This window comes from Rania fehmarnensis, from assembly GCF_056494185.1.
On the sequence record NZ_CM151398.1, the window covers coordinates 5,386,479 to 5,409,451 of the forward strand.

Here is a 22,973-nt window from a genome sequence, read left to right on the forward strand (position 1 = left end):
CCTCCGATCGATGATGACTGTTGTTTCGGGAATTTTGTCCGGAACCTGAAACCCGATTGTTCATAGCTCATCCTTTGGTCGCAGGGCGGTTTTGCGCGAGGCGACCATAATGGCTGTCAACTGGTTCACTTCGTCGAGCAAGGCTTCCAATCGATTGATTGGTAGTAGCTGGGCCTCGACCAATAGCTCGAGCCAATACGAGCACTCGTCGGACTCTTCTACCACGATCTGGAGTTTCGAAACAAACTCAGCTTTCGAGCGGCTTCGGCAGGCAGCGCGATAGTTTGCACCTACCGAAGTTGCACAGCGTATTAACTGCCGCGAAATGACATTGCCTGCAGTTGTATGTGGAATGGACTCGCTCATTCGGATCACCCGCAACGCTAACTGCTTCGTCCGCAACTTCAATTCTTCACTCTTCATGCTGCAGCCTCCAAATTCCCCATTCCCCATTCCCCAATCCCCATTCCCCAATCCCCATTCCCCAATCCCCAATCCCCAATCCCCAATCCCCAATCCCCAATCCCCAATCCCCAATCCCCAATCCCCAATCCCCAATCCCCAATCACCAATCACCAATCACCAATCACCAATCACCAATCACCATCTCCAATCTCCAATCTCCAATCTCCAATCGGCAATCGGCAATCGGCAATCGGCAATCTAAAATCATAAATCAACTTAGTGCGCCGCATGGACGGTTCCATCAGCGTGCACATGGAGACCTGGTTGCTGTCCGCTGGCCGATTGAGCTTTGAGTACTCGACGTAACGAGGCGGCTGCGTTTTGAGCCAAGAAGGTTCCGGGAGTGATGCTTCGATCGTTAGCAAGGATTACTTGCGTGCGATCTTCGTGGAGAATGTGAACGGAGATCTGATTGAACAAGTCGCCGTTCTGTCTGTAGACGAATGCCTCGGCGTCTTCGCGCACGACAGCTTCCGTCGGCAAGACGAATACATTGGCGAATTTCTCTACGGGTACTTCAATTCGCGTACGTTGGCCCGGCCTGAAACGCCATACCAGAAAGGTCATTCCGTCTTTTTGATAGGACCTTGATTGATTGACTAGCGGCACAAAGAAATCGAACGTTCTGGTCGCAGGATCGATCGTACTGGAGAGGTGTCGTATCTGGAACCTTTGTTCGATTGCTGGCCAAAGTTCGACTGAATCCTCAGCGAAATCAATATGCAGAGCAGTTCGGTTCTGCGCAGCTTGTTCGAGCAAGCCCGCTTCGCGTTTGAATGCATGGCCAATGATGAACAGCGAATGATGGTTCGCCAGGCTGGCCAGCAGGTCACCGGCTTGTACCGTTTGGCCAAGCCCGACGCCCAACGAATGCACTTCATAAGCGATAGCGGTCTTGTCGTCATATCCGGCCGGCTGGACATCAGGAGTCACTAGTCCCTGAAGCACCGATTCGTCACTATGGGGAGGAGGTGCCAGTATGTCGATAGTAGAAACAAATGTGCCCTCGGTCACGGAATCGATGTGCTCTGGGGTCAGGCCACGATTGAGTAACTCTTGTTTTGCAGCTTGTATAAGCGTTTGTTGTCTCTGCAATTCATTATTGATCTCGATTAGCCGAGAACCAGAAACTGCGCCGGAGCTAGCCACCTTCGTGAGACGATCAATTTGCTGCTGGACCAGCTTGGCTTCTTGAGACGCTTTAAACAACTGCGTTTGAGTCGCTTGCAAATACTCGCTGAAAAGACGCAGCGTCACCAAGCGTTGCCCTGGCCGCACCGTGTCGCCTGGGTAGACATGAATCTCGGAAACAACACCGACAGCCGGTGACGTCACACCTCGATCCGAAATCCCGGGTCGATCCGCTACCACGCCAGGGATGGCTATCGTTCGCCAATAGTCGATTGGCCGAACCGCTTTTACGACCAGGTTCAAGTTCTTTCTTGCCTGCTCACCGAGTTCAAGAATCTGGAGCTCCGGTTTCGTCGTAGCGCCGTTCGATGTTGGCGTTGTAGTCGGAGTTGTGGGTTTACTCGAAGTACAGCCGACGAAGTGGACTAAAAACAGTATCGAAAGTGCACACGGAGGTGCGAACGAAATATGAAAACGCATAGCTAACCGGAGTTCATGAATGAAGCTGCACTGCCTCAAGTGACGTCTTGAAAGCGCTGAGCAGCGAACTGGGGCATAGAGAAAAACGACGCGTCATCAGAGAGCCGACAGCCCTCAGGCGAATCGAATTAAAGCCTCAGCGCAGCATGAAGCAGATAGAGCGGTGGCCCAGAGAAATACCAGTGCGGCAGTTCACGGAACCGCGACCAGCGGTGGACGACTGCTTTGACACACTTAGCCGTGTCATAGAATAACTGGAAATCGAATTCTACCCAGCATCGCACAGTCGCTGTAAAAACGGCGTCTGCCACAACCAGGTAAACGGCATCCGAGTCGTGATCGACAGGCTCTATTGGTGTTGAGTGTGGGCTATCTTGATTATGGTCGTGGTGATGATGGTGCCCATGATGCGAGTGCCCATGCGATCCATGATCGTGGTGAGCGTGATGGGAGCCGCCAAGATGAATGTGAGCTCTCTCCTGGCCCGGCGCATGGTGCGCAGCGATACCGTGTGAGTGAGCAATGGAATTGCCCACTAACAAGAATGGTATCAGCAAAATCGCGACAACTCGGTTCATCCGTAGATTCCTAACTGGCTAAGCTTAGCCCACAAAAGAGCGTTCTGCCAGACAATATGGGGAGTTCGCGGCTATTTCGCCAAAGGTCACGTAGCGGCGTCTCTTCGAGACGCTGATAATCGTACCGCCCAGCCTGGGGCCGATTGCAATGGGGAACAAATGCGAGTCTCGGGGTTACTCGGCTACGTGGGTTAGTGCGCCGCAGCGACTTTTTATATCATCATTGCCAGCCTCGTCGAGTTGACGAGCGTGGCGAAAACATGGTGAATGGATAGTCGGAGAACCAGGGACTGTGACAGAACCACTGATCTTTTCGGTTGGTACACAAGTTGTTGTGCAAAAGGACACCTATCATGCGAATCAGCGTGTGGCACATACTGCCGGATCTGTGGGTGTGATAGTTCGCTCGCCAATCGATCGTTCCCATGCGTATCGTGTGAAATTTAGCGATGGCTTCGAAGCGGCTGTACATCACGATCAGTTAGTGCGTCTATCTGAGTACAAACGCGACCAAATTCGTGGAAGCGACGATTCTGCGCTGGTCGATCTCAACCAGCGAATCATCTATCGCTGCGTCATCGGTTCGCGGGCTTACGGCTTGGACGATGATCAATCCGATACAGATCGGCGTGGCATCTTTCTGCCACCGGCCGAATTGCACTGGTCGCTATACGGGGTTCCTGAACAGCTGGAGAACGAGGCCTTGCAGGAAGCATATTGGGAGATACAGAAGTTTATCGTTCTGGCGCTCAAGGCGAACCCCAACGTACTGGAATGTCTCTATTCTCCAATCGTCGAGTTTGCGACGCCGTTGGCCGAAGACCTACTGACGATGCGCGAAGCGTTCTTGTCCAAGCTGGTGTTTCAAACTTACTCCGGATATGTCGCCTCCCAATTCAAGAAGATGCAGACCGACATTCGAAATCAGGGACAGGTCAAATGGAAGCACGTAATGCATCTTATCCGCTTGCTAATTTCAGGAATCGACGTGCTCCGCGAAGGTAAGGTGACTGTGCAAGTTGGTGATGCCCGCGAACAGTTGCTGGAGATCAAACGAGGAGCGGTTGCGTTCGCGGAAGTGGACTCGTGGCGCAAGAAACTTCAGGTCGACTTCGAACGCGCCTTTCAGCAGACTGCTTTGCCAGATCGTCCTGACTACGAGCGAGCCAATACGTTCTTAGTCCATGCCAGAAGACTTGCCATGCACCAGGAGTTGCCATGATCGATTACGACAAGATGATGACTCACGTGCAGTCGCATCCATTTCCACTTGTGTTCGCCACGATCAGCGGCGCTCACTTGTACGGCTTCCCTTCACCCGATTCAGACTTCGATCTCCGAGGCGTTCACTTATTGCCACTCAAGACGGTGGTCAGTTTAGACGAAGGCCAACAGACGGTTGAAAAAGAGGGAATCTACGACGGGCTGGAAATTGACCTCGTCACCCACGATGCCGCCAAATTCTTCGGCCTGATGCTCAAGCGGAACGGCTACGTATTGGAACAATTGTTATCTCCGCTCGTGGTATTCACTACACCAGAGCACGAAGAGCTGAAAGCGCTTGCGCCTAGCTGCATCACGCGGCATCATGCGCATCACTATCTCGGCTTTGCTGCGACGCAGTGGAAGCTCTTTGAAAAAGAAACACCACCGCGAGTCAAGCCATTGCTTTACACGTTTCGCGTTCTGTTAACCGGTATCCACTTGATGAAGACGGGTGTGGTTGAAGCCAACTTGTGCATTCTGAATGAATCGGCAAAGCTGAATTACCTGGATGAACTCGTCCATCGGAAGCGGACTGGCACTGAGAAAGGCGTCCTCGACGCTGCTGACCTGGATTTCTATCAAGCCGAGCTTGAACGATTAACCAGAGAGTTGGAACAATCCCACGCGGAGTCGAAATTGCCGGAAGTTCCAACCGGTCGCGACGCTCTCAATGACCTGCTGGTGCGATTGCGCCTCACGTAGCCGAGTCTCTCCGAGACTCGGAGTACTCTGCTACTCCATTCTCTTGAGTTGGGCTACTCAGCGTCTCGGAGAGACGCTGCTACGTGTAGTCCACGTAGCCGAGTCTCTCCGAGACTCGCACGGCTTGCAGTGGGTCGTTCAGCGTCTCGGAGAGACGCTGCTACGTGTTGTCCACGTAGCCGAGTCTCTCCGAGACTCGTATGGCTTGCAGTGAGCGGTTCAGCGTCTCGGAGAGACGCTGCTACGTGTGTCCCTGGACTGAGTTGAACGGGCCACACAATTCGGATAGTATCCGATATCGAGCGGCCCAAAAACCTTGTATCAAGAAAACTACGTAGAGCATTGCTATGTCCCACCCAAAGTCGTTCTTCAAATTCAGCTGGTTGTTTCTGCTGGTATCATTGGCCTCAAACAGCCTATCGATATTACCGACCTATGCGCAGGACAAGCCAGAAACAAAGTCCAAGCCAAAGGCGGAGTTGCCGGCGGGTATTACGTGGGATTTTGATGTCCCTTATGTTGAAGGTGGAGTCGAAGCCCAGCGACTTGATATCTACTATCCGGAGCAACCGCCTAAGGCACCTCTACCGCTGGTAGTGCATATTCACGGCGGAGGCTGGATGGGAGGCAGCAAGTATCCTTGCGATGTACGGATGATGACAACCCAAGGCTACGTGGTGGCTAGTGTTGAGTATCGATTCAGTCAAGCGGCCAAGTTCCCAGCCCAAATCCAGGATTGCCAGGCAGCCATTCGCTGGCTGCGCGCGAATGCTCACCGCTACCATATCAATCCAGAAAAGGTTGGTGTCATCGGTGGCTCGGCGGGCGGCCACCTGGCAGCTCTGGTCGGTGTGACCGGTGGCAAGAAAGTGTTTGCAGCCATCGGTGGAAATGAGGACGTTTCCGATGCCGTCCAATGCGTCGTGGATATCTTCGGTCCCAAGAATTTTGCATCGGTGATCGAGCAAGCGGAGCAAGACAAGAATGTGCGAAACATCTTTCAGTTCAATACACCCAGCGATCCTTACTCAGAACTAATCGGTACGAAACTTTCGGACAAGCAAAAGACAGCCGCTGTCAGCCCCATCACTTACGTCGACAAGAATTCCCCGCCCACACTCATCCTTCACGGTACGCATGACACCCTGGTGCCTTATGCTCAAAGCGAAGAATTCGAAGCCGCGATGAAGAAGAGCGGAGCGCCCGTTTGGCTGCAAAAATTCCCCGGAGCAGGACATGGTGGCGGATCGTTCGGCAAGCCCTCCGTAATCGTGCTGATGAAGAATTTTTTTGACAAGTATCTCAAGGATGCTGACGTAACTATTCAACTCGTCCCGGAAGCCGAATTAGCCCAGGAGCCAGCTAAACAATAAACAGCGGTCGCCAAAATGTTGCACAGGTCAAGCCGATCACCTGCGCGCATGTCAATGATCGACTGGAAATTCAATGAACCGGTTCGGTACAGTCTCCGTCAGCCAAACACCATTGGCCGACAAGTAGAAAGCATGTCCCGTTGCGTACATCGCTTGGGCTCGGATCGTCAAGACCACAGGTCTCCCGCGCCGAGCCCCAACTTTCTTGGCGGTTTCGATGTCCGCAGACAAATGCACATGGTTGCGAGAGCGTTTCAGCAATCCGTGCTCGCGAATGCTATCCAAAAAAGCGGCCACCGTCCCATGGTATAAAGCGCTCGGAGGCGAAACCGGCTGAAGATTGAGCTCCACATCAGCGACGGAGTGTCCTTGGTTGGCTCGAATCTTTAGTCCGTCTTCGCTGAGAGAGAACCGCTGCTTCTCGCACGACGCGACAACCTCGTGTAACAACTCTAGTGTCAACCGCTTTCCCTGGCGATTAGCATTCTGAATCAACTCGTCGATCGGCAACCAACCCTCAGGTTCAAGCTGCATGCCCACAACCTCAGGCTGATGTCGAAGTACGAGGCTCAGGAATTTGCTGGTAGAGGTGAGACTGTTTTTTTCCGTAGCCATAGAAGAATCATTCATTGAAAATGGCTTCGTGGTTCGCTTGCTTGCAGTTCAACGGATTTGGACCGCAAAGGGTAAGCAATGAGCAGTAAGGGATCAGGAGTAAGCGAAGAGATTGCCTGATCGCACCTCTTCGTGAGATACTCTTTCGTTTCCACTAACGGCTCAAAGCTTACACGATTTGTCGGTCCTACAACAGGTTTACGACTTTGTCGGCCAGTCCTTCTGTATCTGACTTTCTTGGGCCCAGGACGATGTTCAGCTTGCCGGCTGACGCAATCTTTTCGAGTACTTCCAGTTCGCGAAGTCGCATCAAGGTTGGGTTATCGGCCAAGAGCTTGGCCGTGTTGGCTTGGCTTCGCATGGCCGCAGTTTCCTCGCGTCGAGCGATCAAGTTAGCTTCGGCTGCTTTCTTGGCTTCGGTAACGCGGTTCATCAGGTCCTTCATGTCGCCTGGCAGGATCACATCCTTGATACCCACTGAACGAACTTCTAGACCCAAGGCTGCTGCCTGCGCGCGAACTTGCTGTTCAAGTTCTTGAGCCACATCGTCTTTGCCCGTCAAAAAGCTGTCGAGCTCTCGACCACCGATCACTGCACGCAGTGCCAACTGTACATCACGGTATAGCGACTGACGTACATCGCTGGCCGCCGACACAGCGCGACGCGCATCCTTGATCACATAGGTAACCAAAGCGTTCATGCGGAGAGTTACCTTGTCGAGCGTCATGATCTCTTGGCCGCTAACGTCGATTTGTGCCTCCCGCATGTCCAGCTCGACCACACGAGCATCTGCCGCATCCTTCCAGAACGCATACAGACCTGGATCGAGCTGATCGACATACCGTCCGTCAACGAACAGGACACCCACGCAGTCGCGCTGGACTTTACAAATGTCCAGCCAACGAGTTGCTTCGCTCGCTCGTACGATTGCCTTGAGGTCGTCGTGCTCAAACTTGGCTTTCCGCGCGTCGATCAGTTCCACTCGAACATCGCGAGTTCCAAGCCAGTAGGCATGCAGGCCTGGACCAAGTAAGCGCGTAAAGCGACCATCAATCCATACCAGGGCGCGCTGGTTGTCTTTCAAGTCGACGACTTCTGCTCGACCCTGAATGGCGCCCGACTTCACGATCATATCCAGTTGTTCGTCGACCAACCAAGGCTCGCGCATCGACACTACTCGAACTTGGATCTTGTTCCATGGATCGAGAATCCAATGCTTTCCCGTATTGAGCAGGCCTTTGAATTCGCCATCGCGAAACTTCAGGCCAACCTCGTAGCTGCGGATCATGATCTTCTTGACTAACATGGGGATCGCCTCCTTTCACGATAGTGAGTGACACTTTGATTTTGGAAGTAAAAAGTAGAGGCCTTAAGGCAACAAGTTGTTCGCTGATCACAGTTTGGCAACGCGGAGGAGAACTTTGTCTGCTGAGCCATGGGATTGCGTGCGAGGCTTCGCGGCAATGGCTGCTTTCGCATCCAATGCTCGTCCTCTCGATTCAACCGCACTTATCAACAGCCTGCTGTCCTTCTACAAAGCGAACCTGTCTGCTGCCTGGATGAACCAAAATCATCCGAGTTAGACTTCGTCCACTCACTAGAAGTGTTCGAATTCCAGTCGTGCTTCTTCGGCCAACCAAAGCGGATCAAGTCAAACAACCGTTGCCCGCCAGCTACTTGGTGAACGCTTACGCGCCCGGGTTGGTTTGCAGCCAACTTGTTGCGTGACGGGAGTCGAACCCGTGACCGTCAGTTTTCTAGACTGATGCTCTACCCACTGAGCTACTTCAATCGATGTCGTTGCTAGAACCCGTACGCGGAACACGATGAGCTAACTGCTTACTTGGCAGAGGCCACCGCGCCGTCGGAACCACATCGACCAAACGCTTGCTTGTAAATTGGAATGCAGTGATTCGAACACTGTTTAGCGGTTTAGGAACCGTATCCGCTCCCAGGCGAACATTCCTGGCACAGGCTGCAGGCTGCATATATAGACGCCGGTCCCCAGCATTGGTTCGCGGGAGTTGAACTTTCGGGTCCTCACAAATTCCGTCAGACGCTGCAAATTTCGTAGGACGGGTCTCCAGGCCCGTCCACTTCTCAATCCAAGTAGGACGGGTCTCCAGGCCCGTCCACTTCTCAATCCAAGTAGGACGGGTCTCCAGGCCCGTCCGCCATCAACAATGACAAGCCGGAGCTGGTTTTATGAACGGGCCTGGAGACCCGTTCTACGGCCCGTTCTACGGCCCGTTCTATGATTCAAACTTCCAACCGAGGGCTTCCCATTCGGGATTAAGCCAAAGCTTACAAGATTCATTGGATAGCCCTGCATTTTTCGGATTACGACAGATGTATTGCAGACATCGCCAAAGATGTTCTTCGTCACGCACGATGCGGTCATAGCTCTCATCTTGCCACAAGCTACCTGTTTGCCCAATTGCCGAATTGATTATCCTGGAACTGTATGACTTCCAGCTACCGGTAATTTTCTCTAGCTCGACTCCTGCTCGTGAAAAGGGCCTCACGACGCAATGGACATGGTTGGGCATAATCCCGCTGGCTCCAAGTTCGTAACGCACGTTCTGAAAATGTTGCAGTGATTGGTCTACCAACTGTGCGAATCGATCGTTCGAAAGTACGCAACTACCTAGACCTTGGTCCAGCCAACTTTCGATCCGTATGAAAACCATCCGCGCCAAGCTTTCTAGCGCCTGCTTGTCGGGTATTCCTGGATGGCACCGCAACCATTCGGCCTTTAACTGTCTTAACTCGTGCAATCGAGATTCTGGAAGTGAGTCGGCCAAGCGAAACGTGACGAAGTATGTTGCACCTGGTTGTCGCCAATGAGGCATGTGGCGAGTATAGACACTGAGCGGAAGATCGTCTCGTAAGCCTTGAAATCCGGGTGGCGGATCAAGGTTCCAGAGGTCGCTGGCAGCCACCGCAAAATCCCCTCCAATTCAACCAACCCCGTAGGACGGGTCTCCAGGCCCGTCCACTTTTCATTCCAAGTAGGACGGGTCTCCAGGCCCGTCCAATTTTCAATCCAAGTAGGACGGGTCTCCAGGCCCGTCCACTCTCAATCCAAGTAGGACGGGTCTCCAGGCCCGTCCAATCTCGATTTTACTAAGGACGCGCCTGCATGCCATGAGGGTAAGAGTGTAATGAGTTGTTAAAAGACAGGGGACGGGCCTGGAGACCCGTCCTACATTCTTGGACGGACGGGCCTGGAGACCCGTCCTACGTTGGAACAAAATCACCTAAGATAGAGTCGACGTAAACGGTCTTCTATTTTTTCACTTTGAATTTTCTTAAGCATGTTACCCAAGCTAATCGCGATTTTAGGCATTTCGCTCCTCAGTAGCAGTCTGTTGTCTGCCGAGCGGCCCAACATTCTTTGGCTAACGAGTGAAGACCATGGGCCCGAGATGGGTTGTTATGGGGACAAATTGGCGAGGACACCCAACATCGATGGACTCGCCGCCAAGGGTATGGCCTTTAAGCGTGTTTGGTCAGTCGCTCCAGTATGCGCCCCTGCTAGGACGGCAATCATTACCGGGTTGTATCCATCCAGCAGCGGCGGACTACACATGCGTTCGATGGTAACTCTGCCTGCAGGCATCAAGCTTTATCCGCAGTATCTTCGAGAGGTAGGTTACTACTGCACGAACAATAGCAAAACCGACTACAACGTCGACGAGCCAGGCAAGGTGTGGGATGAGTCTTCTGGCAAAGCCAGCTGGAAAAATCGAGCCCGAGGACAACCATTCTTCGCAGTTTTCAACTCGACGAGGAGTCATGAAAGCCAGATACGTACACGCCCGCACATACAAATCACGAAACCCGAAGAAGTGCGTGTGCCAGCTTATCATCCGGATTTGCCTGCAGTTCGCGAAGATTGGGCGCAGTACTATGACAAAGTGAGCGAAGCGGATGCCGATGCAGGTAAACGACTGGCTGAACTCGCCGCTGCTGGCCTGGCAGAGGACACCATTGTCTTCTACTACGGCGATCACGGCAGTGGCATGCCGCGCAGCAAGCGATGGCCATCCAATTCGGGTCTGCATGTACCATTGGTCGTCTATTTCCCTCCGAAATGGGAGCATCTTGCTCCGAGAGAATACAAAGCCAGTGGGATGTCCGATCGCATGGTGTCTTTTGTTGACCTCGCTCCGACCGTACTGAGCATGGCAGACATCAAGCCGCCGGAATGGATGCAGGGCCATGCATTTGCGGGCCCGCATCAGAGTGAGCCACAACCGTTTCTTTACGGCGAGCGTGGACGTATGGACGAACGGATGGACTTGGTTCGCAGCGTTACCGACGGGCGCTTTGTCTACTTGAGAAACTATCACCCTCATGTCTCTCAAGCCCAAAGAGTTGCTTACCAGTTCGAGACACCGAGTACTCGAGTTTGGCATCATCAGTTCGTGCAAGGTTTGACCAACGAAGCGCAGTCGATCTTCTGGAGAGTTCCTAAAGACTCAGAAGAACTCTACGATTTAGAAAACGATCGCGACGAAGTTACAAACCTGGCACATTCAAAGGAGCATCAAGCCATACTGCAAAAGATGCGAGACGCCCACATGAAACATATCCTGCGTACGAAAGATGTATGTTTCTTGCCTGAGCTGGAAATGCATGTGCGTGCATCGGGAAGCACGCCTTACGAGATCGCACGCGATCCATTCAAATATGCTCAAGAGAAAATTGTGGCCGCTGCAGCTACCGCATCCAACGTCGAAGACAGTTCGGAAAGTTCGTTGATCGTTCTGCTGTCAGATGACGACAGTGCGGTTCGTTACTGGGGCGCTATGGGTCTACTGATTCGCGGCCAACAGGTAGTAACTAAGCACGAAGTTAATCTTGCCAAGGCGCTAACGGATTCCTCAGCGGCTGTCCGAATTGTTGCGGCTCAAGCCCTGATCCAATATGGGAGTAACGATTCTCTCGCTCCAGCATTAGCCACGCTTGGTTCGCTGGCCGCGCCACCAGAGAATGGTGTCCTCGTGTCCATGTCAGCGCTGGCAGCGATCGAGGCGATCGGCGAAAAAGGGCGTTCGCTTCACTCGATGATCGAGACCCTTCGACCGGACGGGCCTTCACCGCATGCTCGCTATGACAGCTACGTCCCCCGGTTGATTAAGAACATCGTATCGAAGTAGATATTAGGCGTAGCCACCGTCGCCAGACGGTAGAGGCGTTAACGTGGTGCATCCACCGTCTGGGGACGGTGTCGAGTCTGCTCAGACCAGGACGAGGTACTTCTGGGCGCTGGCAAATGATAGAATTACGATGACGGGACTTGACTTCGAAGTCGATCCGGCTCCCGACTTGGTGGTCGAAGTGGCACTCACTTCGTCGGCTATCGACAAGCTGGAATTGTTTGCAGCTTTGCAAGTCCGTGAGGTATGTCGCAACTCAGATTTGGAATCATCCAGCATGTCGCAATCGAATCCGCCAGAGAGAATCACCGAACCGAACGAGCCGTCGGATGATTCGGAACAAGTGATTGAAGTCGATCCGAAAATAGCTGCGGAGGCAGCCGCCGCCCGTAAAGAAGTGCTGAGACTGGCGATGAAGGCCTTTCGCAAACGGCTGAAGCTCACCATTCTCGATGATGAATCTCGTCTGGGCCGTGGCCCCATGTCTGGCGGGAACAAATCGAGTGTTCTCGCCATCACTCCACCCAATCAGTTTCCACGCGATGTTTGGGAGGAACTCGCAGAACAAGGCAAGCTCAAACGGGCTGGCCGCGGCGTCTACGAGTTGACCGAATAGTTATTGTCCAACAAGATAAAACAATCGCTCAACTGGTCGACCGATAACCTTAGCCAGTTTTAGTGCCAGGACTGTTGATGGGATAAATATACCATTCTCAACTGTATTGATCGTCTTGCGACTGACACCAACCTTCTCGGCTAGCTGCGCTTGAGTGAGTTGAAGTCGCTCACGCTCTTCTTTAAGTCGATTTCGGAGAAGTTCAGGCACTTTTTAGGGCTCGCCGCTCGAGTGTTCCGAATCGAATGGCAGCCGCGCCTATGGCCGCTGACAGCATGATGCGGATGGCCTGACGCCCAGTAAAATCTTCGACGAAGCTCAGTCCGTAAAGAAAGAACGCACAAACAACGATGGCCCAAAACCCGGTGACTAGTGCTGTCTTGCGATTTTCAATCGTGGAATCATCATTCATCATCGATCGAACAAATGGCTTTCGAAACCACCCGCCCCCCAACGCGACCAACACAAGTAGAGCGACCGCCCAGACGATCCAGGCGCCCAGCTGTAGCGTGGCTGGCCGACTATCGCCGATGTCGACTTTAAGACTGGTGGCCATGCTCGCGATAAATAGAATTCCCAAGACTACCGCAGCCCGCGCTCGCCGCAACGTCAACTTATCCGCCAGTTCCAATTGCTCGTTCGCCATCTTTGCGCTCACTGATTGAAGTACTCCCCGTGAGTAACCTGTAGGTTACATGCATCGATAGTAACCTGTAGGTTACATGGTTTCAAGTAGGTCACTGTAGCTAAAGTCGCCAGACGGTAGAGGTGTTAACGTGGTGCATCCCTTGTCGTGTCGCCGTTGAAATCTCCGCGCAGTTGCATCAATGGTCAAAAGGCTTCGGAGGAAAGACTTTCGTGATCGAATTGCGTTCGCGATCGGATCGAATAAGCAGCCTCAACGAAAAGAGGTTGGACTATATCGCCAATGGAGTGCGACTCGGCTGGCTGATCGATCCGTTTGATCGACAAGTCTATGTTTACCGTCCGAATTGCGAGATGGAAACATTTTCAGATCCATTGTCACTTTCGAGTGACGAAGTATTGCCGGGCTTCGAATTATACTCAAAGCAAATTTGGGCCACATAAGCCAAGGTTCTAATTGGCGAGTTGGCGACTCTTGTAGGACGGGTCTCCTGGCCCGTCCGCATTTGGAAATTCAAACAACAAATGCGAGGTGCGGACGGGCCTGGAGACCTGTCTAGCTCCATCGGCGGCTCTCTTTCAAGATCGACTCCACGACGGCGATAATTTGTGGATTCGACAGGTTCAATTGCAAGCCACGCAGCACCGCCTGTTCGATCAGCGGCCGAAGTTCGGCCTGCCGCGCCTTGACGGACGCTGAAGTTGGAGTCTCTGACTCGGCGATCACCATTCCCACGCCCCGCCTGCGGACCAAGACGCCATCCACCTCCAGCCTCGCATAGGCTTTACTGATGGTCATCATGTTGACCTCCAGGCTCACTCGACTGCATATGTGCATTACTGTAGTAATGCACCGTGCCCTTATCAAGCGCGTGGTCGCCACAGGTTGGATGCATCTCCGTAGCCACCATCGCCAGATGGTCGTCTATCAGAGTGCGTTTCTGCAGCTGACGAAGATGAAACGAAAAAGGGAGCGGCTTGCCGCTCCCTTAAGAAACCGTTCTCACCAATCGAATGCTCAGATTATGGGGATTATGCTCTCCGGCGTCGAAAACCAAGGGCTGAACCAGCCAAAATCAACAGCACCATCGAAGACGGCTCTGGAACTGCAACCAAGTTGCCTGTGATGATAACGTCATCAAAAGCAAATTCCACATTTCCATCATTGCTGGTCAAAATAATCTCAAGCAGTAGATTGTTCCCTGTTCCCGAAATAGCCAGGTTGCTAAAAGCTGCAAACGTAGAACTCGGTAGGAATCCGTCGCCGACTCCATTGAAATCGGTATCTTGACGCAACAGTTGATTCGTCGGCCCGACCGCTTCAAATGCCAATAGATTTTGGAACGCCCCCCCGTCAATCGACGCTCGTACCAAGAAACCATCATTGCTGTCGTATGCAGGTGTGACCGCTGCGTTTCCACCCGCAGCGAACAGAGTACTGAATGCCAGATTGTTGAAGTTGGAGATGTTTACGTTGAAACTCATCGTTCGAGATTCGGGGCGCAGACCACCGTCATCCACATCTTCGGCAGCAAAATAATTGGCGCCATTGAAGCCCGAGTATGCATCCACGGGGGCTGCCAAGCCATTGAGTGGTACGATGGTGAAATAATCGCTCGCTCCGTCATGGAATAGTGGATCGGAAACCGTAAAATTTACAGTGTTATCCTCAAAATTTTCGATCATGATCAGGTCTGCCGAAACTGTGCTGGGAGTGAGCATCGCTAGACAGAGCACCGCAAAGTTATTCAGTAGTCGCATTGGCTCAAATCCTGTTGATAATCGCAGAGAGAACGTACGGATAAACACCGATAATAGCAGCTGACTGCCTAAAAGGAAGGTTTTTTGTTGTTCAGATTGCATTCCGTTAACATTAGGTGGATCGAACAGCCACGCGGGGAATTGTGTCGTTCCGTGGTCGTAATTGGTATGGGACATGTGCAATCGCAATATTTTCGTCTCACCTCGCAGCAAATTCATGGCTCAATCACGCAGGTCGAGAATCGCACGTTCGAAGTCAGGCCCCGGTCAGGACGGTAGAATCTCGTAGGTAGTCCCGCCAATATATTGAACGTTGACTTCCCCAAACAATCAGAAGTTCCCATGTCGAAATCATCAGTCAAGTTATCTCGTCGTTCAGTGCTGAAATCCACTTTGGCATGGGCTGGTGCTTCCATCCTGGTGCACGGCAATCGTGCTCATGGTTTCCGCTCAGCCAACGATAGGCCACGAGTTGGTGCCATAGGTACGGGTAGCCGCTGGTTCGTGAAAGCGACCGGCGTGGATGGCCCCTGGGGATCAGCACCCGAGTTCAAGAATTATGGCGACTATGTTGCCGTTTGCGATGTCGATACGCTTCGAAGAGAACGAGCGACAGACTTGGTGAATGAGTGGTCAGCGAAGAAGCCGACGAGCTTTCTAGACTACAGAGCTATTCTTGATAACCAAGACATCGATATCGTTCACATTTCCACTCCCGATCATTGGCACGCCAAGATCGCGATCGAAGCCATGCAAGCCGGCAAAGATGTTTACTGTGAAAAGCCAATGACGCTGACGATTGCCGAAGGTAAACAGATTTGCGACGTATGCAGAAAGACTGGTCGCATCGTCCAAATCGGGACGCAACAGCGCAGCGACGAACAGTTTGTTCGCGCCATTGCTCTCATTCAATCCGGTCGCTTGGGGAAGATCAAACGTGCCACGTGCAGTATTGGTGGAGCACCGGTAAGTCCAGAAATACCAGTTGCCGAAGTTCCTAAAACACTGGATTGGAATCTTTGGCAGGGCCCCGTCCAAGAACGAGAGTTCCGATTCATACCCAGCGACAATGGCGAAACCAAGAGCTGGTCACGGTGTCACTACGAATTCCGTTGGTGGTACGAATACTCCGGTGGCAAGCTCACCGATTGGGGCGCCCATCATGTAGATATTGCCACGTGGGGACTCGGCAAAACAGATACAGGTCCGGTGTCGATCGATCCAGTTTTGGTAAAACACCCGGTTGAGTTCAAAGATGGCTACCCGGTAGACGTTACGCGATACAACACCGCGACCGAGTTCCGCATCATCTGCAAATTTCAGGATGATCTGGAAATTGAGATACGCCATGATCGGGATAATGGCATCCTGTTCGAAGGATCCGCAGGCCGCATCTTTGTGAATCGTGGTAAGCTGACCGGGGCACCGGTTGACGAACTCAAAACGAATCCCTTACCAAGCGGTGCGCTGGAGACAGCCTACAAAGGACGTCCATTAGTCGATCATTTTCGCAATTTCTTTGAGTCAGTCCGCGATCACCAAGAACCAATTTCGGATGTTTTCAGTCACCATCGTGCCTTGTCAACCTGTCACCTGGCAGGCATTGCCGCGAGACTCAATCGAAAAATCACATGGGACCCCACTTCGGAGTCCGTGGTTGGTGATCCTCAAGCTCAGAGCTTTGTCGCGAGAGAGTATCGTAAGGGTTTTGAGATCTCGAGTTGATTTTGAATGCTGCCTCCCATGCGCAACTCAGGGTTGAAGAAGTGCCTCTATTGCACGCCGTCACCCAGTTGTGGCAAGAAAATGGGGGCAAGAAAAGGAATAGGCAACAGCATCGACTGCAGGAACACAAGACGCTCCACCAGCTCGAGTTGTAGAACTGAACAGTGCAACGCAGGAGGACTTGGCGAAATCGTATGCTCAATCGATGGACCGTCTGATCGAACTCACGCGCGCGGTATGGCACGCTTTGGCCCAGAACGCTCAATAAGCACAAAAACCGCCGATGCTTTGCGCTTCACATCTTGCTACGAACCGTTAAGTTGTAGTCCGCAGCCGATAACCTATTCCTTGCTCAGTGAGCAGGTACTGTGGACGGCTCGGATTCGATTCCAACTTCTTGCGCAGGTTTGCCATAAAAACGCGAACGTAATGGGGTTCGTTGGCCGAACCAGGCCCCCAGACTTCCTTCAGTAGGTATTGGTGCGTCAACACGCGATCGCGATTGCGTACAAGCAGGGCGAGCAGATCGAACTCCAGCTTGGTCAGTTTGACCTCTCCCCCTTCGACAAAAATCTGCCGCGCGGCGAGGTCGCCATATACGTGGCCAAAACGAAAGGTGTGATCTTCGCCATTTCCGGAGGGACGAGCTGCTCGACGCAAGGCACCGCGAATCCGAGCAAGCAATTCCCCGACCCCAAACGGCTTCGTCAGATAGTCATCCGCACCAGCATCCAACGCTTCTATTTTACTTTTCTCTTCGCCGCGAGCAGAAAGTACGATAATTGGTAGCGATGACCAGCCGCGAACTGACGTAATGACACTGATGCCGTCGGCGTCAGGCAGTCCCAGATCCAGCAACACAATCGCGGGATGTTCCTGCGTAATTAGTCGCACGCCTTCCTTTGCCGTGGTGGCTTGAACGACGCGGAATCCCTCGACGTGAAGAGACGCTTGCAGAAACTTCTGAATCGGAGCTTCGTCTTCGATAATGGCAATTAGTGGTGCACTCGAGTTAACCATATCGTTATTCGTCAATCTCTGGCACGATCTGCGGCGGTATAGTCTCATTTGGGATGGTGAAGCGTACTATTGTACCGCCTCCGGGACGGTTATTTGCCGTGATCGTCCCCCTGTGAGCGCGGACGATCGCATCGCAAATCGCCAGCCCCAAGCCGGTTCCTCGTCGGTCTATGTTCGGACCTGAGCCTCGATGGAACTTCTCGAAGATCTTCTCTTCATCTCCAGGAAGGACGCCGCAACCACGGTCAGCCACTTGAATAGCGATGCCACCGCTCACCGGCCCACACTGAATCTCGATCTGTGAATGATCGGGCGAGTACTTCAATGCGTTGTCGATCAAATTGACAAGAACCGTCTCAAGAAGAATGTCGTCACCATGCACCAACGGTAGCTCTCCTTCAATTTGCACTTTGACTTCACGGTCAGTGAGCACATGATCGAGTCGGTGAAGGGCCGAACCGACGACTTCTTCAACTGGCTGCCATTGACGATTAATCTGCACTTTACCGCTGGACAAGCGAGTCATGTGCAATAGGTTTTCGACCAATCGCGCTAAACGCTGTGACTCATCCACGATCGTCTCAAGTAAATCGTGACTAGCTGGGTCAATCGACTCTTTATTGATGTTTGCATCGAGACTGCTCGCCGCACCAGCAATCGCTGCCAGGGGCGTTCGTAGATCATGCGATACAGCACTGAGCAGCGAGCTCCGCAGCTTCTCCGCTTCGGATTCCAGCTCCGCGCGTTGCGATCGCTCAGACAAGTTATTGCGTTCGATCGCAAACGCGATTTGTGTCGCATATGTCTCAAGCAATTGTCGTGCGTCGATCGAGAGCTGAGTGTTTGCTTTCGTTGGCTGAATTGCCATCACGCCTGCGACATTGTCTGGGGTTGATAGCGGAATATAGACTGCCTCAGAACTGGGCAACGTATTTGTTCCGGCTCCAGCGGGTTCGTTATGGTCCAGCACCCACTGAGCCGTCGCGAACTCTTTAGCACTAGCGGCAAAACTTGCGACATGGCCAAGGATCGGACGCACCTTTCGTTCATCGTTCGGAAGGTAGATCACAGCGTGAGCATCGAACACTTCAGAGATAATCTGCTCTGTCTCTCGCAATAGATCCGCGGTCCTGGCTGTTTTGGCTAGCCGACGACTGAGGCGATAGAGTGCTTCTGCCCTGCGCTCGTTCCTGCGAGCCGCATCCGCTTGATAACGGACTCGCGATGTGAGAGTACTGGCCAGCAAACCGACGATCAACATCACGGCAAACGTCACCAGATACTGGCTGTCATAAACGGTGACGCGATAGTACGGCTGAGTGCATAGCAGATCAAAAATCAGCACAGCGGCAACTGAAGCTGCAATCGATGGCAAACTTCCGCATCGCGCTGCAATTGCCACGACTGAGAGCAGGTAAACCATGACCAGATTCGCATCTGAGAATCCGGCACGATGCATCAAGAGCGTACTAAGCGTTGCCGCTACCGTGTAGATTGTCGCTTCCAGCCACCTCAGGGGAGGCAGATTGGACGAACGTGAATACCAAGTTGTGGAAACAGGATGTGGTTCGTCGACTCCGCGAACGACAACGACATCCATATTGCCGCTGTCACGCAGCAATCGCTCCACTAATGAGTTCGGACGTCGCCACCATCGAATCGCTTGTGCCCCGGTCTTCCCGACGACGATCTTTGTGACATTTCGACTGGATGCGTAAGCCAGCAACTCCTGGCTGACGTCATCACCCGAAGCCTGAACAATTTCGCCGCCTAAGCTTTCGGCGAGTTTGAGATTGCGATGGAGTTGCTGGCGATCTGCGTCACTCCACTGGGCAGCAAGCGCTGATTCGATATGCAGCGCAATCCAGGGAGCGTGAATCCTATCGGCAAGTCGCTTTGCAGCGCGAACCACTTTTGCCGACGTAGGACTGGGACCAACACACACCAACAGTCGCTCGTTCGTTGGCCATGGTCGATTGGACGCACTTCCGAGTCTGGCCACTTCCACATCGTCGTGCACACGATCTGCCGCATGCCGCAGCGCCATCTCACGAAGCGCTACCAGATTATTTTTGCGAAAGAATTTCTCCAGCGCGAATGCAGCTTGCTTTGGGACGTAGATCTTTCCTTGGCGTAATCGTTCTAAGAGATCGTCTGGAGAAACATCGATCAAAGTAACTTCATCGGCTCGCTCCAAAACGGAATCGGGAACAGTCTCGCGAACCTGGACGCCACTGATCTCGGCTACGACGTCATTCAGCGATTCAACATGCTGCACGTTCAGTGTCGACAGTACGTTGATTCCTGCGGCGAGCAGTTCTTCTACATCTTGCCAACGCTTTGCATGACGACAACCAGGTGCATTCGTGTGGGCAAGTTCATCGACCAACACAAACTCAGGCTTACGAGCCAGTGTCGCATCCAAATCGAACTCGCTCAGTACTGAACCGCGGTAAGAAACTTCCAGTCGCGGCAACTCTTCAAGCCCTTCCGTCAATGCTTGAGTTTCGGGCCGAGCGTGTGGTTCGACGTAGCCGATGACTACCTCCCGCCCCTGGCGCTTCATCGCTTGAGCGGCTTGAAGCATGGCGTAGGTCTTGCCAACGCCGGCTGCGTAACCGAAGAACAATCGCAGCTTGCCTTCTGATGATGCCGACTCGGCCTCAGTCGATTCCGATCGAATCCGAGCCAGCATCTGCTCCGGTGTCGGTCGCTCCTGGTCGTTCATAGCGATTCAACCGACTTCAGCTGCGAGTCCATTAGCAAATTGAACTCGAGAACGTTCACTAATCCCTCTGACCCAGTGCTGGTAACTGACTCTGATGCTGCTTGCTTTTGCAGGAGCTCTCGTATGGTGGAAACATCGACTTGTCGACTCATGGCTATCCGGTCTGCTTGAATCAGTGCGGCCGCAAGGCTGATATGCGGGTCCAGTCCTGAACCAGAGGCAGTCACTAAATCAGCAGGTAGCGTGGCACCGTCTTTCAACGCGTAATTTGCGAGAATTGCCTCCGCCCGCTCGCGAATTTTGGGATTGGCCGGCGACAAATTACTGCCACCCGCCCCAGAAGCATTGTAATCGACAGCCGATGGTCTGGGCCACAGATACTCTGGACGCGTGAAAGCCTGAGCAACAAGCCGAGAACCGATTACCCTGCCGTCAGCTCCATAGATCAAACTGCCCAGACGCTTCTCCGGGGCAACCATTGTGGTTGATACAAGTATGAGAGTAGTGTACGCAAAGACGCAGACCGTGATTGTCAGTCCTGTCAGCCGAAGTGAACGTATGAATTCAATGAACATGATTATTTCCCTCGCTTTACAGAATCACTAAACCCAACCAACCGCAACCAACACCAGGTCGATCGCTTTGATGCCCACAAAGGGAACGATCAATCCGCCAAATCCATATACCAGCAGGTTCGTTGCCAGAAGTGCATCCGCGCCGACCGGTCGATACTTCACACCTTTAATGGCAATCGGAATCAATAGCGGTATGATCAGGGCGTTGAAGATGACCGCTGCCAAGATTGCACTTCGAGGTGTGGCCAGCCCCATGATGTTAAGCGGTGCCAAGTGAGGCATGGCGTTCATGAACACAGCCGGGATGATCGCAAAGTACTTGGCGACATCGTTTGCGATACTGAACGTCGTCAGGGCACCACGAGTCATCAACATTTGCTTTCCCGTGGAGACAATGTCGATCAACTTCGTGGGATTGGAATCCAAGTCGACCATGTTGCCAGCTTCTTTTGCCGCTTGCGTTCCTGTGTTCATCGCTACGGCTACATCGGCTTGAGCGAGTGCTGGTGCGTCGTTGGTTCCGTCGCCAGTCATTGCCACCATGTGGCCTTGGCTTTGATAGCGGCGAATCAGTTCCAGCTTCGCTTCGGGAGTTGCTTCAGCGAGATAGTCGTCGACGCCTGCTTCGGCAGCGATCGCAGCGGCCGTCAGCGGGTTGTCGCCCGTGATCATAATGGTCTTGATTCCCATCCGACGAAGTTCGATAAATCGTTCCTTGATCCCGCCCTTCACGATGTCCTTCAAGTAGACGACGCCCAGCGCTTGGTCATTCTCTGCGACGACAAGCGGCGTGCCACCTGCCTTTGCAATTCGCTGGGTCTCAGACTTAACTTCGCGTGGCAACTCTTTACCACGGGCCATAAGATGAGACGCAATCGCATCGACCGCTCCTTTGCGAATCACTCGCCCTTCAAGATCTAAGCCGCTCATCCGAGTGCGTGCACTGAACGGAACGACCTGTGCAGCCAGTTCCTCGAGTGATTGACCACGAAGTCCATATTTGTTCTTGGCCAGAACTACGATGCTGCGTCCCTCCGCTGTTTCGTCAGCCAGTGATGCGAGCTGTGCCACGGTTGCCAGTCGCTTTTCATCAATCCCAGGTGCTGGGATGAACTCGGCGGCCTGTCGATTACCCAGCGTGATCGTTCCGGTTTTGTCTAGCAACAACACATCCACATCACCGGCTGCTTCCACGGCGCGACCTGACATTGCCATCACGTTCGCTTGACTAAGCCTGGCGATCCCAGCGATCCCAATAGCCGCCAGCAATGCGCCGATTGTGGTTGGAATCAAACATACGAGCAGCGCAACCAAGGTTGGCACATCGATCGTAACATCGAAGTAAGTTGCAATCGGATAAAGCGTCACACAAACGAGTAAGAATACCATCGTAAAGCCTGCCAACAGGATCGTGAGTGCGATCTCATTGGGAGTTTTGCTTCGATTCGCTCCTTCGACCATTGCGATCATGCGATCTAGAAAGCTCTCCCCTGGCATGGCGGTGACTCGTACGACGATATGGTCTGAGACAACACGTGTCCCACCAGTTACAGCGCTGCGGTCGCCGCCACTTTCGCGAATCACCGGCGCACTCTCACCCGTCACTGCACTTTCGTCAACGAGCGCAATCCCTTGTAAGACTTCGCCGTCGGCAGGAATAGTCTCGCCGGGACGAACGACAACAAAGTCACCAACTTTCAGTGTGGATGCGGGAACTTCATCGATGACACGTCCTGCAATCTCAGCCACTTTATTCGCTGTGACATCTTTGCGAGCCGAACGCAGACTGGCCGCCTGAGCCCGACCGCGAGCCTCAGCTACCGACTCCGCAAAGTTGGCGAAGAGGACGGTGAACCAAAGAATTATGGTTAGGCCGAGGAAGTACCATGTCGCTTCATCACCTGTCGCGATCGCTTGCACCGTAATAAGCGTCGTCAGAGCTGCACCGACCTCTGCGATAAACATCACTGGATTCTTGGCCATACGGATCGGGTTAAGCATTTCAAACGATCTGACGATCGATGGCCCGAGCATGCTCAGGCTGAATAACTCAGGCCTTGGTCGATGTGGTGGTGAGCTTTGATGACCCGAACTGGGTTCCATCGAAACGGTAGACATATTTCAACTC

The 22,973-nt window shown here is 52.9% G+C and carries 21 protein-coding genes and 1 tRNA gene; 8 read left to right on the forward strand and 14 right to left on the reverse strand.

Annotation, left to right across the window (positions count from 1 at the left end; translation table 11 throughout):
- Window positions 1-60: 60 nt before the first annotated feature.
- Together SH573x_RS18305 and SH573x_RS18310 are read right to left on the reverse strand one after the other, a co-directional pair.
- Complete coding sequence (locus tag SH573x_RS18305) at window positions 61-423, reverse strand: four helix bundle protein (protein WP_479349138.1); 363 nt, start codon at window positions 421-423, stop codon at window positions 61-63.
- A 258-nt stretch (window positions 424-681) separates the two neighbouring features.
- A complete protein-coding gene (locus SH573x_RS18310) occupies window positions 682-1,899 on the reverse strand; it encodes an efflux RND transporter periplasmic adaptor subunit (RefSeq protein ID WP_479349139.1) in 1,218 nt (405 codons plus the stop codon).
- A 551-nt stretch (window positions 1,900-2,450) separates the two neighbouring features.
- Between SH573x_RS18310 and SH573x_RS18315 the strand changes: the two genes are divergently transcribed.
- The 4 genes from SH573x_RS18315 to SH573x_RS18330 all read left to right on the forward strand — a co-directional run bounded on the left by SH573x_RS18315 (window position 2,451) and on the right by SH573x_RS18330 (window position 5,995).
- On the forward strand, window positions 2,451-2,591 hold the full coding sequence (locus SH573x_RS18315) for a hypothetical protein (protein ID WP_479349140.1): 141 nt from the start codon (window positions 2,451-2,453) through the stop codon (window positions 2,589-2,591).
- Window positions 2,592-2,946: 355 nt separating this feature from the next.
- The gene (locus SH573x_RS18320; protein WP_479349141.1) at window positions 2,947-3,876 is read left to right on the forward strand and encodes a nucleotidyltransferase domain-containing protein; all 930 of its coding nucleotides are present in this window, start codon (window positions 2,947-2,949) and stop codon (window positions 3,874-3,876) included.
- Window positions 3,873-4,622 carry a nucleotidyltransferase domain-containing protein gene (locus SH573x_RS18325; protein WP_479349142.1) on the forward strand — a complete coding sequence of 250 codons (750 nt, stop codon included), beginning with the start codon at window positions 3,873-3,875 and terminating at the stop codon, window positions 4,620-4,622. Before SH573x_RS18320 ends, SH573x_RS18325 begins: the two co-directional genes overlap by 4 nt.
- Before the next feature lie 347 nt (window positions 4,623-4,969).
- Window positions 4,970-5,995: an alpha/beta hydrolase fold domain-containing protein gene (locus SH573x_RS18330; protein ID WP_479349143.1), complete on the forward strand. Its 1,026-nt coding sequence runs from the start codon at window positions 4,970-4,972 to the stop codon at window positions 5,993-5,995.
- A 51-nt stretch (window positions 5,996-6,046) separates the two neighbouring features.
- On the opposite strand, the gene SH573x_RS18335 is transcribed toward SH573x_RS18330, so the two are convergent.
- The 4 genes from SH573x_RS18335 to SH573x_RS18350 form a co-directional block, all read right to left on the reverse strand.
- Window positions 6,047-6,625 carry an RNA 2'-phosphotransferase gene (locus SH573x_RS18335; protein WP_479349145.1) on the reverse strand — a complete coding sequence of 193 codons (579 nt, stop codon included), beginning with the start codon at window positions 6,623-6,625 and terminating at the stop codon, window positions 6,047-6,049.
- 172 nt (window positions 6,626-6,797) lie between these two features.
- Window positions 6,798-7,916: a slipin family protein gene (locus SH573x_RS18340; protein WP_479349146.1), complete on the reverse strand. Its 1,119-nt coding sequence runs from the start codon at window positions 7,914-7,916 to the stop codon at window positions 6,798-6,800.
- Window positions 7,917-8,336: 420 nt separating this feature from the next.
- Window positions 8,337-8,394 (reverse strand) — tRNA-Ser (locus SH573x_RS18345).
- 468 nt (window positions 8,395-8,862) lie between these two features.
- Complete coding sequence (locus tag SH573x_RS18350) at window positions 8,863-9,462, reverse strand: transposase (protein ID WP_479356756.1); 600 nt, start codon at window positions 9,460-9,462, stop codon at window positions 8,863-8,865.
- A 465-nt stretch (window positions 9,463-9,927) separates the two neighbouring features.
- Here SH573x_RS18350 and SH573x_RS18355 point away from each other — a divergent pair, with 465 nt between their 5' ends.
- A complete protein-coding gene (locus SH573x_RS18355) occupies window positions 9,928-11,775 on the forward strand; it encodes a sulfatase-like hydrolase/transferase (RefSeq protein ID WP_479349147.1) in 1,848 nt (615 codons plus the stop codon).
- 130 nt (window positions 11,776-11,905) lie between these two features.
- On the forward strand, window positions 11,906-12,391 hold the full coding sequence (locus tag SH573x_RS18360; RefSeq protein WP_479349148.1) for a hypothetical protein: 486 nt from the start codon (window positions 11,906-11,908) through the stop codon (window positions 12,389-12,391).
- Here the strand turns inward: SH573x_RS18360 and SH573x_RS18365 are convergent, their stop codons facing one another.
- Window positions 12,392-12,601 (reverse strand): helix-turn-helix transcriptional regulator, encoded by a 210-nt coding sequence (locus tag SH573x_RS18365; RefSeq protein WP_479349149.1) that lies wholly within the window; start codon window positions 12,599-12,601, stop codon window positions 12,392-12,394.
- Window positions 12,594-13,037 carry a hypothetical protein gene (locus tag SH573x_RS18370; protein ID WP_479349150.1) on the reverse strand — a complete coding sequence of 148 codons (444 nt, stop codon included), beginning with the start codon at window positions 13,035-13,037 and terminating at the stop codon, window positions 12,594-12,596. Before SH573x_RS18370 ends, SH573x_RS18365 begins: the two co-directional genes overlap by 8 nt.
- A 212-nt stretch (window positions 13,038-13,249) precedes the next feature.
- Here SH573x_RS18370 and SH573x_RS18375 point away from each other — a divergent pair, with 212 nt between their 5' ends.
- Window positions 13,250-13,480 carry a Uma2 family endonuclease gene (locus SH573x_RS18375; protein WP_479349151.1) on the forward strand — a complete coding sequence of 77 codons (231 nt, stop codon included), beginning with the start codon at window positions 13,250-13,252 and terminating at the stop codon, window positions 13,478-13,480.
- Window positions 13,481-13,592: 112 nt separating this feature from the next.
- Here SH573x_RS18375 and SH573x_RS18380 read toward each other — a convergent pair whose 3' ends face one another.
- Both SH573x_RS18380 and SH573x_RS18385 read right to left on the reverse strand, forming a co-directional pair.
- The gene (locus SH573x_RS18380; RefSeq protein WP_479349152.1) at window positions 13,593-13,838 is read right to left on the reverse strand and encodes a GntR family transcriptional regulator; all 246 of its coding nucleotides are present in this window, start codon (window positions 13,836-13,838) and stop codon (window positions 13,593-13,595) included.
- Window positions 13,839-14,068: 230 nt separating this feature from the next.
- Window positions 14,069-14,797 (reverse strand): PEP-CTERM sorting domain-containing protein, encoded by a 729-nt coding sequence (locus SH573x_RS18385; RefSeq protein ID WP_479349153.1) that lies wholly within the window; start codon window positions 14,795-14,797, stop codon window positions 14,069-14,071.
- 342 nt (window positions 14,798-15,139) lie between these two features.
- Between SH573x_RS18385 and SH573x_RS18390 the strand changes: the two genes are divergently transcribed.
- Window positions 15,140-16,522 (forward strand): Gfo/Idh/MocA family protein, encoded by a 1,383-nt coding sequence (locus tag SH573x_RS18390; protein WP_479349154.1) that lies wholly within the window; start codon window positions 15,140-15,142, stop codon window positions 16,520-16,522.
- A gap of 315 nt (window positions 16,523-16,837) precedes the next feature.
- On the opposite strand, the gene SH573x_RS18395 is transcribed toward SH573x_RS18390, so the two are convergent.
- From SH573x_RS18395 to kdpB, 4 genes are read right to left on the reverse strand one after another with little or no spacing between them, the layout of a single operon-like run.
- Window positions 16,838-17,542 (reverse strand): response regulator, encoded by a 705-nt coding sequence (locus tag SH573x_RS18395; protein ID WP_479349156.1) that lies wholly within the window; start codon window positions 17,540-17,542, stop codon window positions 16,838-16,840.
- Between the two features lie 4 nt (window positions 17,543-17,546).
- A complete protein-coding gene (locus SH573x_RS18400) occupies window positions 17,547-20,270 on the reverse strand; it encodes a DUF4118 domain-containing protein (protein ID WP_479349157.1) in 2,724 nt (907 codons plus the stop codon).
- Window positions 20,267-20,845, reverse strand: coding sequence for a potassium-transporting ATPase subunit C (locus SH573x_RS18405; protein WP_479349158.1), 579 nt, complete (start codon window positions 20,843-20,845; stop codon window positions 20,267-20,269). The genes SH573x_RS18400 and SH573x_RS18405 overlap by 4 nt, the downstream gene beginning before the upstream one ends.
- A 27-nt stretch (window positions 20,846-20,872) precedes the next feature.
- Window positions 20,873-22,963, reverse strand: coding sequence for a potassium-transporting ATPase subunit KdpB (kdpB, locus tag SH573x_RS18410; protein ID WP_479349159.1), 2,091 nt, complete (start codon window positions 22,961-22,963; stop codon window positions 20,873-20,875).
- Window positions 22,964-22,973: the final 10 nt, after the last annotated feature.